The sequence below is a fragment of the Pseudomonas sp. EYE_354 genome (assembly GCF_023148575.1).
GTDB lineage: Bacteria > Pseudomonadota > Gammaproteobacteria > Pseudomonadales > Pseudomonadaceae > Aquipseudomonas.
On record NZ_JAHXNQ010000003.1, the window covers coordinates 111,402 to 130,854 of the forward strand.

General features: G+C 61.8%; 13 protein-coding genes. 11 read left to right on the plus strand and 2 right to left on the minus strand.

All coding sequences use genetic code 11. The annotated features are described in order from the left end of the window. Positions 1–41: 41 nt before the first annotated feature. Positions 42–2,504, minus strand: a complete 2,463-nt coding sequence (locus KZX66_RS05185) for a penicillin-binding protein 1A (RefSeq protein WP_248077149.1) — start codon at positions 2,502–2,504, stop codon at positions 42–44. A gap of 218 nt (positions 2,505–2,722) precedes the next feature. Here KZX66_RS05185 and pilM point away from each other — a divergent pair, with 218 nt between their 5' ends. From pilM to hemE, 10 genes are all read left to right on the plus strand, one after another. Then, positions 2,723–3,376, plus strand: a complete 654-nt coding sequence (gene pilM, locus KZX66_RS05190; protein WP_248077152.1) for a type IV pilus assembly protein PilM — start codon at positions 2,723–2,725, stop codon at positions 3,374–3,376. After that, the gene (locus KZX66_RS05195; RefSeq protein ID WP_248077155.1) at positions 3,373–3,927 is read left to right on the plus strand and encodes a PilN domain-containing protein; all 555 of its coding nucleotides are present in this window, start codon (positions 3,373–3,375) and stop codon (positions 3,925–3,927) included. Before pilM ends, KZX66_RS05195 begins: the two co-directional genes overlap by 4 nt. After that, on the plus strand, positions 3,924–4,895 hold the full coding sequence (locus tag KZX66_RS05200) for a pilus assembly protein PilP (RefSeq protein ID WP_248077158.1): 972 nt from the start codon (positions 3,924–3,926) through the stop codon (positions 4,893–4,895). The genes KZX66_RS05195 and KZX66_RS05200 overlap by 4 nt, the downstream gene beginning before the upstream one ends. Positions 4,896–4,964: 69 nt before the next feature. Then, entirely contained in the window at positions 4,965–6,290 is a 1,326-nt protein-coding gene (locus KZX66_RS05205) for a type IV pilus secretin PilQ family protein (protein ID WP_248077715.1), read from the plus strand. Positions 6,291–6,294: 4 nt separating this feature from the next. Further along, positions 6,295–6,813, plus strand: a complete 519-nt coding sequence (gene aroK, locus KZX66_RS05210; protein WP_010213757.1) for a shikimate kinase AroK — start codon at positions 6,295–6,297, stop codon at positions 6,811–6,813. Between the two features lie 125 nt (positions 6,814–6,938). Next, positions 6,939–8,039, plus strand: a complete 1,101-nt coding sequence (gene aroB / locus KZX66_RS05215; RefSeq protein WP_248077161.1) for a 3-dehydroquinate synthase — start codon at positions 6,939–6,941, stop codon at positions 8,037–8,039. Positions 8,040–8,049: 10 nt separating this feature from the next. Beyond that, a complete protein-coding gene (locus KZX66_RS05220) occupies positions 8,050–9,600 on the plus strand; it encodes an AAA family ATPase (RefSeq protein WP_248077164.1) in 1,551 nt (516 codons plus the stop codon). Between the two features lie 354 nt (positions 9,601–9,954). After that, positions 9,955–14,400, plus strand: coding sequence for a glutamate synthase large subunit (gene gltB / locus KZX66_RS05225; RefSeq protein WP_248077167.1), 4,446 nt, complete (start codon positions 9,955–9,957; stop codon positions 14,398–14,400). A gap of 32 nt (positions 14,401–14,432) precedes the next feature. Next, positions 14,433–15,851 carry an FAD-dependent oxidoreductase gene (locus KZX66_RS05230; protein WP_248077169.1) on the plus strand — a complete coding sequence of 473 codons (1,419 nt, stop codon included), beginning with the start codon at positions 14,433–14,435 and terminating at the stop codon, positions 15,849–15,851. Positions 15,852–15,994: 143 nt separating this feature from the next. Next, entirely contained in the window at positions 15,995–17,062 is a 1,068-nt protein-coding gene (gene hemE / locus KZX66_RS05235) for a uroporphyrinogen decarboxylase (RefSeq protein ID WP_248077171.1), read from the plus strand. A 48-nt stretch (positions 17,063–17,110) separates the two neighbouring features. On the opposite strand, the gene KZX66_RS05240 is transcribed toward hemE, so the two are convergent. Then, positions 17,111–18,376: an MFS transporter gene (locus KZX66_RS05240; RefSeq protein ID WP_248077173.1), complete on the minus strand. Its 1,266-nt coding sequence runs from the start codon at positions 18,374–18,376 to the stop codon at positions 17,111–17,113. A 123-nt stretch (positions 18,377–18,499) separates the two neighbouring features. Here KZX66_RS05240 and KZX66_RS05245 point away from each other — a divergent pair, with 123 nt between their 5' ends. Further along, positions 18,500–19,402 (plus strand): LysR family transcriptional regulator, encoded by a 903-nt coding sequence (locus KZX66_RS05245; RefSeq protein WP_248077176.1) that lies wholly within the window; start codon positions 18,500–18,502, stop codon positions 19,400–19,402. Positions 19,403–19,453 lie beyond the last annotated feature (51 nt).

Here is a 19,453-nt window from a genome sequence, read left to right on the forward strand (position 1 = left end):
AGCTTAAAGAGCAGCGCACGGCAGATGGTTCTTGCCGCTCTCTAAAAGAGATCTATCGGCGCCGCCTCATCTGCCGGCAGCGGGCTGCCCGGTACCACGCCGTTGCCCAGTTCATTGACCGACGGCGGCGTGTCTTCGCTCTTGAACAGCTCAAAATAGGCGTTCGGCGTGCTTGGCGAGGCTGCGCGGCCACTGATCGGGTCGATCCGCAGGCTGAGGATGCCTTCCGGCTCCGGCTGGGTGTGCAGCGGTTTGTCTTTAAGGGCCGCACCCATGTAACTCATCCAGATCGGCAGCGCGACGGTGCCACCGAACTCGCGGCGCCCGAGGCTTTCAGGTTGGTCGTAGCCTGTCCACACGGTGGTGACGTAGTCGGCGTTGTAGCCGGAGAACCAGGCGTCCTTGGATTCGTTGGTGGTACCGGTCTTGCCCGCGATATCCGCACGGCCCAAGGCCAGGGCGCGACGGCCGGTGCCTTTTTTGATCACGTCTTCAAGGATGCTGTTGAGGATATAAGTGGTACGGGCATCGACAATGCGCTCGGCCACGGCGGGCGTTTGCGGCTCGGTCGGTGCTGCGTTTGCGGCCGGTGCGGCCCCTGGCGTCGGCTCAATGGTAATCCCGCCGTTGCTCGGCGCGGCCATGCCGTCGGTGGCGGCTACGCCATTGACCACGTCACCGGGCACCCGTGGCGGGTTGGCGGTGAACAGGGTGTCGCCATTACGGCTTTCGATCTTGTCGATCAGGTACGGCGTGATCTTGTAGCCGCCATTGGCAAAAGTGCTCCAGCCCGTGGCGATTTCCATCGGCGTGAGCGTGGCGGTGCCCAGGGCCAGGGACAGGTTCGCCGGCAGGTCCGATTTGTTGAAGCCAAAGCGCGTGATGTAGTCGATGGTCTTGCCTACGCCCATCGCTTGCAGCAGACGGATCGACACCAGGTTGCGCGACTTGTAGAGCGCCTCGCGGATGCGGATCGGGCCGAGGAACGTGTTGGTGTCGTTCTTCGGACGCCAGACCTTGTCCAGGTACTCGTCGACAAACACGATCGGCGCATCGTTGACCAGGCTGGCGGCGGTGTAGCCGTTATCCAGCGCGGCGCTGTAGATGAACGGTTTGAAGCTCGAGCCCGGTTGGCGCTTGGCCTGGGTGGCGCGGTTGTAGTTGCTCTGCTCAAAGGCGAAACCACCGACCAGGGCACGGATCGCACCGTTCTGCGGGTCGAGGGAGACCAGTGCGCCCTGGGCCAGCGGCACCTGGCTGAATTTTAGGCTGTCGTCCTTCTGGCGTTGCACGCGGATCAGGTCTCCCACTTGCGCAACGTCCGATGGCTGCTTGGGCATCGGGCCCATGCTGTTGGTGTTCAGGAAAGGCCGCGCCCACTTCATGCTGTCCCAGGCCACGTGGGCTTCGCCGGTACGGGTGAGTACCTGCACGCCATCTTTGTTCACCTGGGTGACGATGGCCGGCTCCAGGCCGCTGATCGCGCGTTGTTTGCCCAGTTCGGTGGCCCAGGCGCTCAGGGTCTTGCCCGGCAGGCGTGATTCAGGGCCCCGGTAGCCGTGACGCTGGTCATACGTGATCAGGCCGGAATGCACGGCGTTATTGGCGATTTCCTGGGTGTCGCTTGGCACCGTGGTGGTCACGCGGAAACCTTCGGTGTAGGCCTCGCTGCCGTAGCGTCCGACCATTTCGGCACGGGCCATTTCGGCGATATAGGGTGCGTTCACCTCCGGCGTCGGCACGTGATAGCTGGCATTCAATGGTTCAGCCACGGCACTTTCATAGGCGGCCTGGTCGATCTTGCCCAGCTTGTACATGCGCCCCAGGATCCAGTCGCGACGTTCCTTGCTGCGCGCCGGGTTGGCCAGGGGGTTGAAGCGCGAAGGGGCCTTTGGCAGACCGGCAATCATCGCCATCTGCGCCAGGCTGGCGTCACGAATCGACTTGCCGTAATACACCTGCGAAGCGGCTTCGATGCCATAGGCGCGGTTGCCCAGGTAGATCTTGTTGACGTAAAGCTCGAGGATTTCGTCCTTGGTCAGCTGCCGTTCGATCTGCAACGCCAGGAGGATCTCGGTGGCCTTACGCGAAAAACTGCGTTCGCTGGTGAGGAAGAAGTTCTTCGCCACCTGCATGGTGATGGTGCTGCCGCCGGATTGAATGTGTCCGCTTTTTACCAACTGCGTGGCGGCACGCACCAGGCTGCTGGGGTCGACGCCATAGTGGTTGGCGAAGTTATCGTCTTCGGCAGACAGCAGGGCGCTGATGAAATTAGGCGGAATATCGGCAAAACGGATCGGTGTGCGGCGCATTTCGCCGAACTCCGCGATCAGTTTTTCATCGCTGCTGTAGACCCGCAAAGGAATCTGCAACTGGATACTTCTGAGGGCCTCTACGGACGGCAAACCCGGACTAAGGTAGAGGTAGGCCCCGCTGAGTACGAGCATCAGCCCGCAGACGATCGCGACAATGGAGTACCCGAAAAACTTCAGCAGACGAATCAAGGCTTTTGGATTTCCAGAGAAAAGAATGAGTTACGCGTCGGGGCATGCATGGCAAACGATGGATCAACCCGAGCTGCAGATAAAAAGCGGGGAAAAACGCTGGGCATTAAAGCATTTTTCGCCTTGGGGCGTCATTCGCGGCGCTTGAACAAGCCGACCGAATGCAGGGTGCACAACAGCAATCAGGCGGTATGACAGGCAAAGTTTTAGGGAGTTTTATGGCAAAGGGATTTTTCAGGCGAAAAGTCGACGCCTTGCTGGGTGTCGACATCAATGACACGTCCATCCGGTTGGTCGAACTGGAGCGTTCAACCACCGGTTACAGTGTCCAGGGCTATACCACTCAGGTATTGCCTGCCCAGGCGGTAGTCGATGGCACCGTGCTTGACGTCGAGGGTGTGGGGCGCGCTTTGCACACGGCGTTGGTTCGGTTGCAAACCCGCGCCCGTGGCGCGGCGGTGGCGGTCGCGGGGCCATCGGTCATCACGCGGGTGGTCGAGTTGGAGGCTGGGCTCAGCGACGATGAAATGGCATGGATGATCCAGATGGAGGCCGAGCAGTACATACCGTGCCCCCTGGATGACATGGCCATTGACTTTCAGGTGCAGGGCCGCTCGGCTCATGACCCCGCGCGGGTCGAGGTGTTGCTGGCGGCGTGCCTGAAGGAGCAGGTGGAGGCCCGCGAGGCGGTTTTGGCCCTGGCGGGGCTGGTGCCCAAGGTTATCGATGTTGAAGCGTTTGCATTGGCGCGCGCGAACAGTCAGGATTTCGCCAGCTTCACGCCGGGCCATCGAGTCAATGATGCACAATGGGCCGTGGATGCCCAAGGGATGGGAGTTGCCTGCGGGCTGGCCCTGAGGAGTTTCGCTTGAAGACATTGATCAACCTTTTGCCTTGGCGTCAGGCACTGGCAGAGCGGCGACGCAAATATCTCCTGGCGTTTCTGCTGGCGTTTGTCTGTGTGGCGTTGGCGGCCGTGTGGCTGGCGGACCAGGTGATCGATCAGGCGATCGATCGGCAGGTGACGCGCAACAACCACTTGGACAAGGACGTTGCTCTTCAGGCCTCCAGCATCAAGACCATCGACGACCTGCAGGAGCGAAGCCAGCAATTGGCCCAGCGCATGAAGGTCGTGCAGGACCTGCATGATGGCCGTTCGGCCAGTGCCCAACTGTTGGACCAATTGGCGCGTGCAGTGCCCGAGGGTGTCCACCTGCATGAAGTGGTGGCGAAGGGCGATACGGTGAGTATCAGCGGCAGCGCCGAATCCAGTCAGGACATCGCTCAGTTGATGCGCCGTCTGGAGGCCTCCGAAGGTGGCCACGCTGCCCGCCTGCAACATGTGCGAACCGAAGGTGCGCATGGCAACAACGAATTTCAAATGATGGTGCGTCAGGGAGCGTCTTCCGAGGCCCAGCCATGAGCCTGCCCAGGCTCGATTTCTACGCACTGACCCACAACGCTGCAAAATGGCCCTGGCCTGCCAAGGTCTTGCTTGGCTGCGCGCTGGCGGGGATGGTGCTGGTAGTGGGTGAGCTGATGGTCCTGAGTGCATCCCGGCAGCGCTTGTCTCAGGTCGAGACTCAGGGCGAGGTTCTGCAGCGCCGGTTCGCGGAAAACGCCGTCTTCAGCGCTGCCCTCGATGCGCAGGCTGAACAATTGCAGCGTATGCAGTTAAAGGCCGATGAGCTGTTGCAGCAATTGCCCCGTGCGTCTGAAATGCCCGGCCTGCTGGAGGATATCGCCAGGCTGGCACTGGCCAATGGTCTGGTGGTCGAGAGCGTCATGCCATTGGATGAGCGGCCCCAGGCGTTCTATGTCGAGCAACCCGTCCAACTCGGCGTCACTGGGGGTTATCACGACCTGGCAACGTTCGTGAGCGCCTTGGGCAGCCTTTCGCGAATGACCATGGTGCGCGATGTCTCCCTGCAAAGGGATGGCGGCCTGCTGCGCCTGGACATGCTGGCCACCACCTATTGGCTGACGCGGCCAGACGTCAGTCGCGGCGAGGTGCTCCCTCAACGGCCCTCATTTGTCTACGACGCCACTGCGCTGCGCGATCCGTTCCAGCCATCGGCTCTGCAAGTCGATCATGTGCCGGGGCGGTTTGCGCAGGCTCCGGACCTTGCTCGACCACGAAGCGTGCTGGAAGGCCTTGCGGTGGACCAGTTCAAAATGGTCGGCACGTTGTCCCGCGGCACGCAGACGTTTGCGCTGCTGCAAGCGGCATCAACGGTCTACCGCCTGGCGGTCGGTGATTACCTGGGGCCGGATCATGGCCGGGTCACGGCGATCCATGCCGGCCATCTCGAGCTGGTCGAGCTGTTCCCCGATGAGCAGGGCGCATGGCTGGAACGCCCGCGAACCCTCGTGCTAAACATCAACTCATAACGGACTAAACCAATGAAAAGGACTTTTTCGTCCTTCGGTGTGGCGCTATGGATAGCGTTCACGGCACCGATGGCTGTCGCTGTGCCCAATCGCATGGATCTGATCCAGTTGCCACCGCCTGGCAACGCAGTGTCGGGCGCCTACAAAGGCGACAAACTTAACCTCAACTTCCAGAACATCGAGTTGCGCGCCGTACTGCAGCAGATCGCTGACGTAGCGGGCCTCAACCTGGTGGCCAGTGACGAGGTGCAAGGCTCGATCACGCTGCGCCTCAAGGATGTGCCCTGGGATCAGGCGTTGGACCTGGTGTTGCAAACCAAAGGCTTGGATAAGCGGATTAACGCCGGCGTGTTGCTCGTGGCGCCGGCCGAAGAGCTGGCCGCGCGCGAACTGCTGACGCTGGAGTCGCGAAAGCAAATGGCCGACCTGGCGCCGTTGCGTCGTGAACTGCTGCAGGTCAATTACGCCAAGGCGGCCGACCTGGCCAAACTGTTCCAGTCGGTGAGCGGCCTGGAAGGTACGACCGATGAGCGCGGCTCGGTGGCGGTGGATGATCGCACCAACAACATCATCGCCTACCAGACCGGCGAGCGACTCGAAGAGCTGCGACGAATCGTGGCGCAGCTGGATATTCCTGTTCGCCAGGTGATGATCGAAGCGCGCATCGTCGAGGCCAATGTCGACTATGACAAAAGCCTGGGTGTGCGCTGGGGGGGGCGGCTCAATCGTGGCAACTGGGTGGCTGGCGGTGTCGACAAGCCCGTGGCTGACGGTGCGCAAGCGCCGGACAACCCGCCCAGCTCACCATTTGTCGACCTGGGTTCGTTGGGCGGTACCTCCGGTCTGGGCATCGCCTATATCACCGATAACCTGCTGTTGGACCTGGAGCTGACGGCCATGGAAAAAACCGGGAACGGCGAAATCGTCTCGCAGCCCAAGGTCGTCACCTCCGACAAAGAGACCGCACGCATCCTCAAGGGCACCGAGATTCCCTACCAGGAATCCACCTCCCAGGGCGCCACGTCGGTGTCATTCAAGGAAGCCTCGTTGTCCCTGGAAGTCACGCCGCAGATCACCCCTGATGACCACGTGATCATGGTGGTCAAGGTGACCAAGGATGAGCCGGACTACCTGAACAAACTCAACGACGTTCCGCCGATCAAGAAAAACGAGGTCAACGCCAAGGTGCTGGTCAAGGATGGCGAGACCATCGTGATTGGCGGAGTTTTCTCCAATACCCAAAGCAAAGTGGTAGATAAAGTGCCATTTTTGGGCGATGTGCCGTATCTTGGCCGCCTTTTCCGGCGCGATGTGCTGGCGGAGAAAAAATCCGAGCTGCTGGTATTCCTGACTCCGCGTATTATGAATAACCAGGCGATTGCTGTGAGTCGTTGATTCTGTGCGAAATTTGATTCTTGTAGGACCGATGGGGGCTGGTAAAAGCACCATCGGCCGTTTGCTGGCCAAAGAGCTGCGCCTGCCATTCAAAGACTCCGATAAGGAAATTGAATTGCGCACGGGTGCCAATATCCCGTGGATCTTCGATAAGGAAGGCGAACTGGGCTTTCGTGACCGCGAGCAGGCGATGATCGCCGAGCTGTGCGGCTGCGACGGCGTGGTATTGGCCACCGGCGGTGGCGCAGTGATGCGCGATGAAAACCGTCGGGCGCTGCATGCCGGCGGACGGGTGGTTTATTTGCACGCATCGGTCGAACAGCAGGTGGGTCGCACCGCCCGCGATCGCAATCGCCCACTGTTGCGCACGGCCAATCCGGAAAAAACCTTGCGCGACCTGCTGACGCTGCGCGATCCGCTGTACCGGGAAATCGCCGATCTGGTGGTGGAAACCGATGAGCGGCCCCCTCGGATGGTGGTGCTGGACATTCTTGAGCGCCTGCAACGGCTGCCACCCCGTTAAAGCCAGGCCCGAAATGCGCTATTCTCGGCGGCGCGCTTTCACCCTACGGGGTGTGGCGTAGAGCCATCAGGCAGTGTCGAATCTTGACGCTGTCGGTCGTCACACCATCTCTAACGCGGGGACACATGCAGACACTTAAGGTCGATCTAGGCGAGCGCAGCTACCCGATCCATATTGGCGAAGGTCTGTTGGACCAGCCCGAGTTGCTCGCACCGCATATTGCCGGGCGGCAAGTGGCGATCATCTCCAACGAAACGGTTGCGCCGCTGTATCTTGAGCGTCTGAGCCGCAGCCTGGCGGCATACTCCGTGATCTCTGTGATTTTGCCCGACGGCGAAGCACACAAGAACTGGGAAACTCTGCAACTGATTTTCGATGGCCTGCTCACCGCACGCCATGACCGGCGTACTACTGTCATTGCCCTGGGCGGCGGCGTGATCGGCGACATGGCAGGCTTCGCGGCCGCCTGCTACCAGCGTGGCGTGGACTTTATCCAAGTGCCGACCACGCTGTTGTCTCAGGTCGATTCGTCGGTGGGCGGCAAGACCGGTATCAACCACCCGTTGGGCAAGAATATGGTGGGTGCGTTCTACCAGCCCCAAGCCGTGCTCATCGACACCGCGACCCTTAACACCCTGCCGCCGCGCGAGCTGTCGGCCGGGTTGGCCGAGGTCATCAAGTACGGCTTGATCTGTGACGAACCATTCCTGGTCTGGCTGGAAGAGCGCGTCGACGCCTTGCGCGCCCTTGACCAAGTGGCGCTGACCGAAGCGATCTCCCGCTCCTGCGCCGCCAAGGCGCTGGTGGTCAATGCCGACGAACGTGAGTCCGGCGTGCGGGCCACCCTCAACTTGGGCCACACGTTCGGCCATGCGATCGAAACGCACATGGGCTATGGTGTGTGGCTGCATGGAGAGGCCGTAGCGGCTGGCACAGTGATGGCGTTGGAGATGTCGCATCGCCTGGGCTGGATCACCGCCCAGGAGCGCGATCGCGGTATCCGCCTGTTCCAGCGTGCCGGCTTGCCGGTGATTCCGCCGCAGGAGATGACCGAGGCGGACTTCCTCGAACATATGGCGATAGACAAGAAAGTGATCGACGGTCGACTGCGACTGGTGCTGCTGCGCCACATGGGTGAAGCAGTCGTGACCGACGATTATCCGAAAGAGATTTTACAGGCCACGCTGGGAGCGGATTACCGCGCCCTGGTCCAGCTTAAAGGTTAATAAGATCCCGATGACTAGTTTGCATGCCGACGAGGCGTTCCTCGGCCATTACCACCTGAGCCACGACCCTTTTGCGCCGCGGGTGCCAGGTTTCAAATTCTTCCCGGCCCAGCGCAAACCGGTGCTGGGTCAGTTGCACCACCTCGCGCGCTACAGCCAATTGCTGTTGGTCGTGACCGGCCCGCTGGGCAGCGGCAAGACCCTGTTGCGCCAGGCCCTGGTGGCCAGCACCAACAAGCAGTCGGTACAGAGCGTGGTGGTGTCGGCCCGTGGTGCCGGTGATGCGGCAGGCGTGTTGCGCCAGGTTGCACAGGCGCTGGACGTGTCCACTGCCGAGCCGAACGCGATCCTCAAGCAAGTGGTGCAACTGGGGCTGACCGGCCAGGAAGTCTATCTGCTGGTGGATGATGCCGAGCAGCTTGACGAGTCCGCCCTCGAAGCGCTGTTGGCGCTGGCGGCGGGTACGCCTGAAGGTCGCCCCCATGTGTTCCTGTTCGGTGAGTCCTCGTTGATCGCCGATCTGGAACAGATCAGTGGTGATCAGGAGCTGTTCCACGTCATCGAACTGCAGCCATACGAGGAGGACGAAACCCGCGAATACCTGGCTCAACGCCTCGAAGGCGCAGGGGCCGGTATCGAACTTTTCTCCGCTTCTCAGATCTCTGATATTCACGACAGCGCAGGCGGCTGGCCAGGCACCATCAACCAGGTTGCCCGCGATGCAATGATCGAAGCCATGATTGCCAGCCGCTCTGCGGTCAAGCGTCCAAAGATGGGGTTCACTATGCCTAAGAAGCACGTATTGGCGATTTCCGCCGTTGTCGTGGTCGCCGTTGCCGCCGCCTGGCTGATCCCCGGTCGCAGCAAGGCCCCGACCACCGCCGGCGCGCCAACCGAACAGGCGCAGTTGCCGCTGGGCAAGCCCACGCCAAACGTTGAATTTGCCAACTCCGGCCAACCGACCAACCTGCCGATGGTCGGTCAGCCAGTGATGCGCGGTCCGCTTGCCGAAGAGGCCGGAGGTATTTCCGAAGGCGACGATGGCGTTCCGGTGGAAGGCTCCAGTACCACGCCGCCGACCGTGACCACCACGGCACCACCGGCGGGCGTCCCAGGGGGTCAGCCGGCTGCCAAGCCGGTGCCGGCGCCTACGGTCGCCACCGCCAACCCCGCACCGGTCACCAAAACTGTCGCGCCTGCGCCGGCTGCCAAACCGGCGCCAGCGGCCAAGCCAGCTGAAAAACCTGCCACCGTTGCCAAAGCGGGCGCCGCGGGCAGCAGTTGGTACAGCAGCCAGCCTACCGGCAACTTCGTGGTGCAGGTCCTGGGCACCAGCTCCGAAGCCAACGCCCAGGCGTTCGTGAAAGAGCAGGGCGGCGAGTACCGTTATTTCAAGAAAGTGCTCAACGGCAAGCCTCTCTACGTGATCACTTACGGCAGCTTCCCAACCCGCGCCGCAGCTGATTCGGCGATCAAAGCCTTGCCAGCGAAGGTTCAGGCTGGTAAACCTTGGCCTCGCACGGTTGCCAGCGTTCAACAAGAACTGGCCACAACTCGCTGAAGATCCGGCGGCCTTACCCAGGCCGCCCTCCCGGCACCTCAAAATTAAAATCGCAAGTGCGTGCGACCTCTACAGGCCGCGCGCTTTGTGGTGTCTGCGTCACAGTAGCTTTTGAGTCGTAGCGGTCAGAATTAAAAAAGTTTTGACTAGCACAGCGTATCGCTTTAAACCTTTCATAAATGCGACATAGATTTGCGACATTTCGTCGCTAAATTTGTGAGCGTCTGTGTCGGTGTGTACAATGACCTCCCTTTTGCCCCCGCTAAGCCGGCGTACGTTCGGCGTGGAAGGTAACCGGTTGAATTGAAAAGAAATTTGCCTCGGTATAAGAGGCAGCCTGGTGAGAAAGTGTCTATGAAAGCAGGTCTGTACCAACCCGATGAATTCAAGGATAACTGTGGTTTCGGCCTGATAGCCCACATGCAGGGCGAGCCCAGTCATACCCTTTTGCAAACGGCCATCGAGGCCCTGACCTGCATGACCCACCGCGGTGGGATCAACGCCGACGGCAAGACCGGTGACGGTTGCGGCTTGCTGATTCAAAAGCCCGACCAGTTCCTGCGCGCCATCGCCAAAGAGCATTTCGCGGTCGACCTGCCCAAGCAATACGCCGTAGGCATGGTGTTCTTCAACCAGGACCCGGTCAAAGCCGAAGCCGCGCGCGAGAACATGAATCGCGAGATCATCGCTGCCGGCCTGCAGCTCGTCGGCTGGCGCAAAGTGCCGATCGACACCAGCGTGCTCGGTCGCCTGGCCCTTGAGCGCCTGCCGCAGATCGAGCAAGTGTTCATCGCTGGCGACGGCCTGAGCGACCAGGACATGGCGATCAAGCTGTTCACCTCCCGTCGCCGCTCGTCCGTGGCCAACGCCGCCGATGCCGATCACTACATCTGCAGCTTTTCGCACAAGACCATCATTTATAAAGGCCTGATGATGCCGGCGGACTTGACCGCCTTCTATCCGGACCTGAGCGACGAGCGCCTGCAAACCGCGATCTGCGTGTTCCACCAGCGCTTCTCCACCAACACCCTGCCGAAATGGCCGCTGGCTCAGCCATTCCGCTTCCTCGCCCACAACGGCGAGATCAACACCATCACCGGTAACCGCAACTGGGCCGTTGCCCGTCGCACCAAGTTCGCCAACGATCTGATGGACCTCGAAGAGCTTGGCCCGCTGGTCAACCGCGTGGGGTCGGACTCCTCCAGCATGGACAACATGCTCGAACTGATGGTCACCGGCGGTATCGACCTGTTCCGTGGCGTGCGCATGATCATTCCGCCTGCGTGGCAGAACGTCGAAACCATGGACCCGGATCTGCGTGCGTTCTACGAGTACAACTCGATGCACATGGAACCGTGGGACGGTCCGGCCGGCGTGGTCATGACCGATGGCCGCTACGCCGTGTGCCTGCTCGACCGTAACGGCCTGCGCCCGGCGCGTTGGGTCACCACCACCAACGGCTTCATCACCCTCGCCTCGGAAATCGGCGTGTGGAACTATCAGCCCGAAGACGTGATTGCCAAAGGCCGCGTCGGCCCAGGCCAGATCCTGGCCGTGGACACCGAAACCGGGCAGATCCTCGACACCGACGCCATCGACAACCGTTTGAAGTCCCGTCACCCGTACAAGCAATGGCTGCGCAAGAACGCCCTGCGTATCCAGGCGACCATGGAAGACAACGACCACGGTTCGGCCTTCTACGACATCGACCAGCTCAAGCAGTACATGAAGATGTACCAGGTCACGTTCGAAGAGCGTGACCAGGTGCTGCGTCCGCTCGGCGAGCAAGGCTACGAGGCCGTCGGCTCCATGGGCGACGATACGCCGATGGCCGTGCTGTCCCAGCGCGTGCGCACGCCGTACGACTATTTCCGCCAGCAGTTTGCCCAGGTGACCAACCCACCGATCGACCCGCTGCGTGAAGCCATCGTGATGTCCCTGGAAGTCTGCCTCGGTGCCGAGCGCAACATCTTCCAGGAATCGCCTGAGCATGCTTCGCGCGTGATCCTCAGCTCGCCGGTCATTTCCCCGGCCAAGTGGCGCTCGCTGATGAACCTGGATCGTCCAGGCTTCGACCGCCAGATCATCGACCTGAACTACGACGAGAGCCTGGGCCTTGAAGCCGCGGTGCGTAACGTCGCGGACCAGGCCGAAGAAGCCGTGCGTGCCGGTCGTACTCAGATCGTGCTGACCGACCGCCATATCGCGCCCGGCAAGTTGCCGATCCACGCCTCCCTCGCCACCGGGGCGGTGCACCACCGCCTGACCGAAAAAGGCCTGCGTTGCGACTCCAACATCCTCGTGGAAACCGCCACCGCCCGCGACCCGCACCACTTCGCGGTGTTGATCGGTTTCGGCGCCTCGGCGGTGTACCCGTTCCTGGCGTACGAAGTACTGGGCGACCTGATCCGCACCGGTGAAGTGCTGGGCGACCTCTACGAGGTGTTCAAGAACTACCGCAAAGGCATCACCAAGGGCCTGCTGAAGATCCTGTCGAAGATGGGCATCTCCACCGTCACGTCCTACCGCGGCGCTCAATTGTTCGAAGCTATCGGCCTGTCCGAAGAAGTCTGCGAGCTGAGCTTCCGTGGCGTGCCAAGCCGCATCAAGGGTGCGCGTTTCGTCGACATCGAAGCCGAACAGAAAGCCCTGGCAGCCGAAGCCTGGAGCGCGCGCAAGCCGATCCAGCAAGGCGGCCTGCTCAAGTTCGTGCACGGTGGCGAATACCACGCGTACAACCCGGACGTGGTCAGCACCCTGCAAGCCGCTGTGCAGCAGGGCGACTACGCCAAGTTCAAGGCATACACGAGCCTGGTGGATAACCGCCCGGTGTCGATGATCCGCGACCTGTTCAAGGTGAAGACCCTGGACACGCCGATGGACATCAGCGAAGTCGAGCCGCTGGAGTCGATCCTCAAGCGCTTCGACTCCGCCGGTATTTCCCTGGGCGCGCTGTCGCCGGAGGCTCACGAAGCCCTGGCCGAAGCCATGAACCGCCTGGGGGCGCGTTCCAACTCCGGCGAAGGCGGCGAAGACCCGGCGCGCTACGGCACCATCAAAAGCTCGAAAATCAAGCAGGTCGCCACCGGTCGTTTCGGCGTAACCCCCGAATACCTGGTCAACGCCGAAGTGCTGCAGATTAAAGTCGCACAGGGCGCCAAGCCCGGTGAAGGCGGGCAGTTGCCAGGTGGCAAGGTCAACGGTCTGATCGCCAAGCTGCGTTATGCAGTGCCGGGCGTGACCCTGATTTCGCCGCCGCCGCACCACGACATCTACTCCATTGAAGACTTGTCGCAGCTGATTTTCGACCTCAAGCAAGTCAACCCGCAGGCTCTGGTCTCGGTGAAACTGGTGGCGGAAGCCGGCGTGGGCACCATCGCCGCCGGCGTGGCCAAGGCTTATGCCGACCTGATCACCATCTCCGGCTATGACGGCGGCACCGGCGCTTCGCCGCTGACCTCCATCAAGTACGCCGGTGCGCCATGGGAACTGGGCCTGGCGGAAACCCACCAGACCCTGCGCGGCAACGACCTGCGCGGCAAAGTGCGGGTACAGACCGACGGCGGCCTGAAAACCGGCCTCGACGTGATCAAGGCCGCGATCCTCGGCGCCGAAAGCTTCGGCTTCGGCACGGCGCCCATGATCGCCCTGGGTTGCAAATACCTGCGCATCTGCCACCTGAACAACTGCGCCACCGGCGTGGCAACCCAGAACGAGAAGCTGCGCAAGGATCACTACATCGGCACCGTCGACATGGTGGTGAATTTCTTCACCTACGTCGCCGAAGAGACCCGTGAGTGGCTGGCCAAGCTGGGTGTGCGCTCGCTCGAAGAGCTGATCGGCCGTACCGACCTGCTGGAGATCCTTCAGGGCCAGACCGCCAAGCAGCAACACCTGGACCTGACGCCGCTGTTGGGCAGCGATCACATCCCGGCCGACAAGCCGCAGTTCTGCGGCGTGGAACGTAACCCGCCGTTCGACAAGGGCCTGCTGGCCGAGAAGATGGTCGAGATGGCGGCTTCTTCGATCAGCGACGCCAGCGGTGGCGAGTTCGCCCTGGATATCTGCAACTGCGACCGCTCCATCGGCGCACGCATCTCCGGCGAAATCGCGCGCAAACACGGCAACCAAGGCATGGCCAAGGCGCCGATCACCTTCCGCTTCAAGGGCACTGCGGGCCAGAGCTTTGGCGTGTGGAACGCCGGCGGTCTGCACATGTACCTGGAAGGCGATGCCAATGACTACGTAGGCAAGGGCATGACCGGCGGCAAACTGGTCATCGTTGCGCCTAAAGGCAGCGTCTACAAATCCCAGGACAGTGCCATCATCGGCAACACCTGCTTGTACGGCGCCACCGGTGGCAAGCTGTTTGCCGCAGGGACTGCCGGTGAGCGTTTCGCCGTGCGTAACTCCGGTGCCCACACCGTGGTCGAAGGCACTGGCGATCACTGCTGCGAGTACATGACCGGGGGCTTTGTCGCGGTACTGGGCAAGACCGGTTACAACTTCGGCTCGGGCATGACCGGCGGCTTCGCCTACGTGCTCGACCAGGACAACACCTTCGTCGACAAGGTCAACCACGAGTTGGTCGAGATCCAGCGGATCAGCGGCGAAGCCATGGAGTCCTACCGGAACCACTTGCAGCACGTGCTGGACGAGTACGTCGAGGAGACCGGCAGCGAATGGGGGCGTAACCTCGCCGAAAACCTCGATGATTACCTGCGTCGTTTCTGGCTGGTCAAGCCCAAGGCTGCCAACCTGAAATCGTTGCTTTCCAGCATCCGTGCCAACCCGCAGTGATATGCGCCTGAAGAGTTTGATGAGGTTTTAACATGGCTGAACGTCTGAATAACGACTTCCAGTTCATCGATGTCGGGCGCAAAGATCCGAAGAAGAAACTGTTGCGTCAACGCAAGAAAGAGTTCGTGGAGATCTACGAGCCCTTCAAACCCCAGCACTCGGCCGACCAGGCCCACCGCTGCCTGGGCTGCGGTAACCCGTACTGCGAATGGAAGTGCCCGGTGCACAACTTCATTCCCAACTGGCTCAAATTGGTGGCCGAGGGCAACATCCTCGCCGCCGCCGAGTTGTCGCACCAGACCAACACCCTGCCGGAAGTGTGCGGCCGGGTGTGCCCGCAGGACCGTCTGTGCGAGGGTGCCTGCACCCTGAACGACGGTTTCGGCGCGGTGACCATCGGTTCGGTGGAGAAGTACATCACCGACACCGCGTTCGCCATGGGCTGGCGTCCGGACATGTCCAAGGTCAAGCCGACCGGCAAGCGCGTCGCGATCATCGGCGCGGGCCCTGCCGGCCTGGGCTGTGCCGACGTGCTGGTGCGCGGCGGCGTGACCCCGGTGGTGTTCGACAAGAACCCGGAAATCGGCGGCCTGCTGACCTTCGGTATCCCCGAGTTCAAGCTGGAAAAAACCGTACTGAGCAACCGTCGCGAAGTGTTCACCGGCATGGGCATCGAGTTCCGCCTGAACACCGAGATCGGCAAAGACCTGACCATGGAGCAACTGCTCGAAGAATACGATGCCGTGTTCATGGGCATGGGCACCTACACCTACATGAAGGGCGGTTTTGCCGGTGAGGACCTGCCGGGTGTGTATGACGCGCTCGACTTCCTGATCGCCAACGTCAACCGCAACCTGGGCTTTGAAAAGTCGCCGGAAGATTTCGTCGACATGAAAGGCAAGAAAGTCGTGGTACTCGGCGGTGGCGACACCGCGATGGACTGCAACCGTACTTCGATCCGTCAGGGCGCCAAGTCGGTGACCTGTGCGTACCGTCGTGACGAAGCGAACATGCCCGGTTCGCGCAAAGAGGTGAAGAACGCCAAGGAAGAAGGCGTGAAATTCCTCTACAACCGCCAGCCGATTGCGATCGTGGGTGAAGACCGCGTCGAAGGCGTGAAGGTGGTCGAGACCCGTCTCGGCGAACCGGACGCCCGTGGCCGTCGCAGCCCTGAGCCGATCCCGGGTTCCGAAGAGATCATCCCGGCGGACGCCGTGGTCATCGCCTTCGGCTTCCGCCCAAGCCCGGCGCCGTGGTTCGAGCAGTTCCAGATCCAGACCGACAGCCAGGGCCGCGTCGTCGCCCCGGAGCAAGGCCAGTACAAGCACCAGACCAGCAACCCGAAAATCTTCGCCGGTGGCGATATGGTGCGCGGGTCCGATCTGGTGGTGACGGCAATCTTCGAAGGGCGCAATGCCGCTGAAGGGATCCTGGATTACCTGGGCGTCTGACGACGCCAGTTGCGAGCGATAAGCTGCAAGCGGCAAGTTGAAGCAATCGAGCTTTAAACTTGCCGCTGGTAGCTTGTCGCGAGTCACTGTCTTTCTCCGTCTCGCTCTGAGAAAATGCCCGCACTTTTTTTGCGGATGCCGACATGACTGCCCTCAAGAACGACCGTTTCCTTCGTGCCCTGCTCAAGCAGCCTGTAGACGTCACCCCGGTGTGGATGATGCGTCAAGCCGGCCGCTACCTGCCGGAATACCGCGCCAGCCGCGCCCACGCCGGCGACTTCATGAGTCTGTGCATGAACCCGGAGTTCGCCTGCGAAGTCACCCTGCAGCCGTTGGACCGTTATCCACAACTGGATGCGGCCATCCTCTTCTCCGATATCCTCACCATTCCTGACGCCATGGGTCAGGGCCTGTACTTTGAAACTGGCGAAGGCCCGCGTTTCAAGAAGGTCGTCAGCACACTGGCCGACATCGAAGCCCTGCCGATCCCCGACCCGCACAAAGACCTGGGTTACGTGATGGACGCCGTAAGCACCATCCGCCGCGAGCTGAACGGCCGCGTGCCGCTGATCGGCTTCTCCGGCAGCCCATGGACCCTGGCTACCTACATGGTCGAAGGCGGTTCGTCGAAAGACTTCCGCAAAACCAAGGCCATGCTCTACGACAACCCGCAAGCCATGCACCTGCTGCTGGACAAGCTCGCGCAGTCGGTGACGTCCTACCTCAACGGCCAGATCATGGCCGGCGCGCAAGCGGTGCAGATCTTCGACACCTGGGGCGGCAACCTGTCGGCGGCGGCGTACCAGGAGTTTTCCCTGGCCTATATGCGCAAGATCGTCAGCGGCCTGATCCGCGAGCACGAAGGCCGCAAAGTGCCGGTCATCCTGTTCACCAAGGGCGGCGGCCTGTGGCTGGAAAGCATTGCCGACGCCGGCGCGGATGCACTGGGCCTGGACTGGACGTGTGACCTGGGCGAAGCCCGTCAGCGCGTGGGCAACCGCGTTGCGCTGCAAGGCAACATGGACCCGACCGTGCTGTACGCCAAGCCGGAAGCGATCCGCACCGAAGTCGGCCGTATCCTGGCCAGCTATGGCAAGGGCACCGGGCATGTGTTCAACCTGGGCCATGGCATCACGCCGGAAGTGAACCCGGAGCATGCCGGTGCGTTCCTGCGCGCGGTGCATGAACTGTCGGCGCAGTATCACGAGTGATTGCCGCTCGATAAAAAACGCCCGGCGCATGCCGGGCGTTTTTGTTTGTCAGGCTGTTTGCAGCGGCGCCAACTTCGCCAGCCTCACCGCCACCAGCAACGCGCCGACCAACAGCGCAACGATAAACGCCCCAATGCCGTTCCACCCGGCCAAGTGCCAGAAGAACCCGCCCGCCGTCCCGGCAATGCTGGAGCCGGCGTAATAGCAGAACAGGTACAGCGACGAGGCCTGCCCCTTGGCCTTGACTGCGCGGCGGCCGATCCAACTGCTGGCCACCGAGTGGGCGCCGAAGAAGCCGAACGTGAATACCAGCATGCCTGGAATCACCAGCCACAGCGGCGTGAACAGGGTCAATGCCATGCCGCTTAACATCAGCACGATGGTGCCCCACAGCACGCGGCGACGGCCGAGACGGTCGGCCAGCGAGCCGATTTTTGCCGAGCTGTAGATGCCCGAGAGGTACACCACAGACAGCAGACCGACCACGGCCTGGCTCAGATCGTACGGATCGGCCAGCAAGCGATAGCCGATGTAGTTGAACATCGTCACGAACGCGCCCATCAGCAGGAAGGCCTCAAGGAACAGCCACGGCAGGCCCGCGTCCTTGAAGTGCATGACAAACCCGTCCAGCAGGGTGCGCGGCTTGAGGCTGCTGGCGCGGAAGTTGCGCGATTGGGGAAGGATCTTGCAGAACACCGTGGCGGCGATCAGCGCCAGGCCACCGATGATCAGCACTGCGGTGTGCCAGCTGACGAAGTCGATCAACACGCCGGTGATCAGGCGCCCGCTCATACCGCCAATCGCGTTGCCGCCGATGTACAGGCCCATGGCCAGGCCGATGTGCTGCGGGTGGATCTCTTCGCTGAGGTAGGTCATCGCCACGGCGGCCAGGCCGCTGAGGGACAGCCCCACCAGCGCGCGCATCAGCAAAATCCCTTGCCAGGACGGCATCAGGCCGCTGGCAATGGTGGCCAGCGCCGCGCAGAACAGCGCCGCGACCATCACCGGCTTGCGCCCCAGTGTGTCGGAGATCGGTCCGGTGATCAGCAAACCCAGCGCCAGCATCGCCGTGGACACCGATAAAACCAGGCTGCTTTGCGCCGCATTGATAGAGAACTCGTGGGACAGCGCCGGCATCATCGGCTGCACGCAGTACAACAGGGCAAAGGTGGCAAAACCGCCGGAGAACAGGGCCAGCACCGTACGCATGAACATCGGCGTGCCCTTTTCGATGTACACGTCGTTGAGCTGCGCCACCACATCCAGGACGGTGGGCGGGGCATCTTGAGCGAGCGGAGCGACAGCAGATTTCACGGGGACCTCGGGGAGCAAAAGCCGGTCAGGCTGGCAGTGCAAAAAAGAATATAGCTGGCTAATGATTCTTTCCAATATATTGTTCGACCTGTTTGATAGCTTTAGCGACCTAATGAGGCTGATATGGAATTGCGTCATCTGCGGTACTTCATCGCGGTCGCCGAAGAGCTGCACTTTGGCCGGGCCGCGCAGGTACTGGGCATCTCACAACCGCCGCTGAGCCAGCAGATCCAGGCGCTGGAGCAGGAAGTGGGGGCGCGGTTGTTCGAGCGTACCAATCGTCGGGTGGAACTGAGCGAGGCCGGTCGACTGTTCCTGCACGAAGCGCGGCTGGTGCTGGCGCAAGTGGACAAGGCATCGGATGTGGCGCGGCGGGCGCAGCTGGGTGAACTGGGCGAGTTGAAAATCGGCTTCACCTCTTCGGCGCCGTTCAACGCGAGCATTCCCCAGGCGATCTTTGCGTTTCGCCAGGCCTTCCCCGCAGTGCACCTGCACCTGCAGGAAATGAGCAGCACCGAGGTGGCCGAGTCGCTGGTGGATGAGTCGATCCAGGTGGGGCTGATGCGCCCGTTGCCGTTGCCGGATTCGTTGAACGTGATCGAATTGATGCGTGAGCCACTGGTCGCGGTGCTGAACGCCGGTCATCCGTTGGCGGAAGGCAGCGAACGGGGTTTGCACTTGGCGCAACTGGCGCAGGAGCCGTTCGTGTTCTTCCCGCGGACCTACGGCAGCGGCTTGTACGCCCAACTGCTCACCCTGTGCCGCGACGCCGGCTTCAGTCCGCACTTCGCCCAGGAAGCGGGGGAGGCAATGACCATTATTGGTTTGGTGGCGGCCGGGTTGGGCGTGTCGGTGCTGCCGGCGTCCTACCAACGCATCCGCATCGATGGCGTGGTGTATCGCAGGTTGCTCGACCCGCAGGCCGTGACGTCGGTGTGGCTGGTACAGCGCAAAGGCGTGCAGACACCGATGGCGGCGGCGTTTGTGGCGTTATTGACACGTCAGTCGGCGGTGCAGGGCAGCTGATTTCAGGCAGGAAGCGGCGATGACACGCCAACCTGCTTGCGAAGAGGGCGC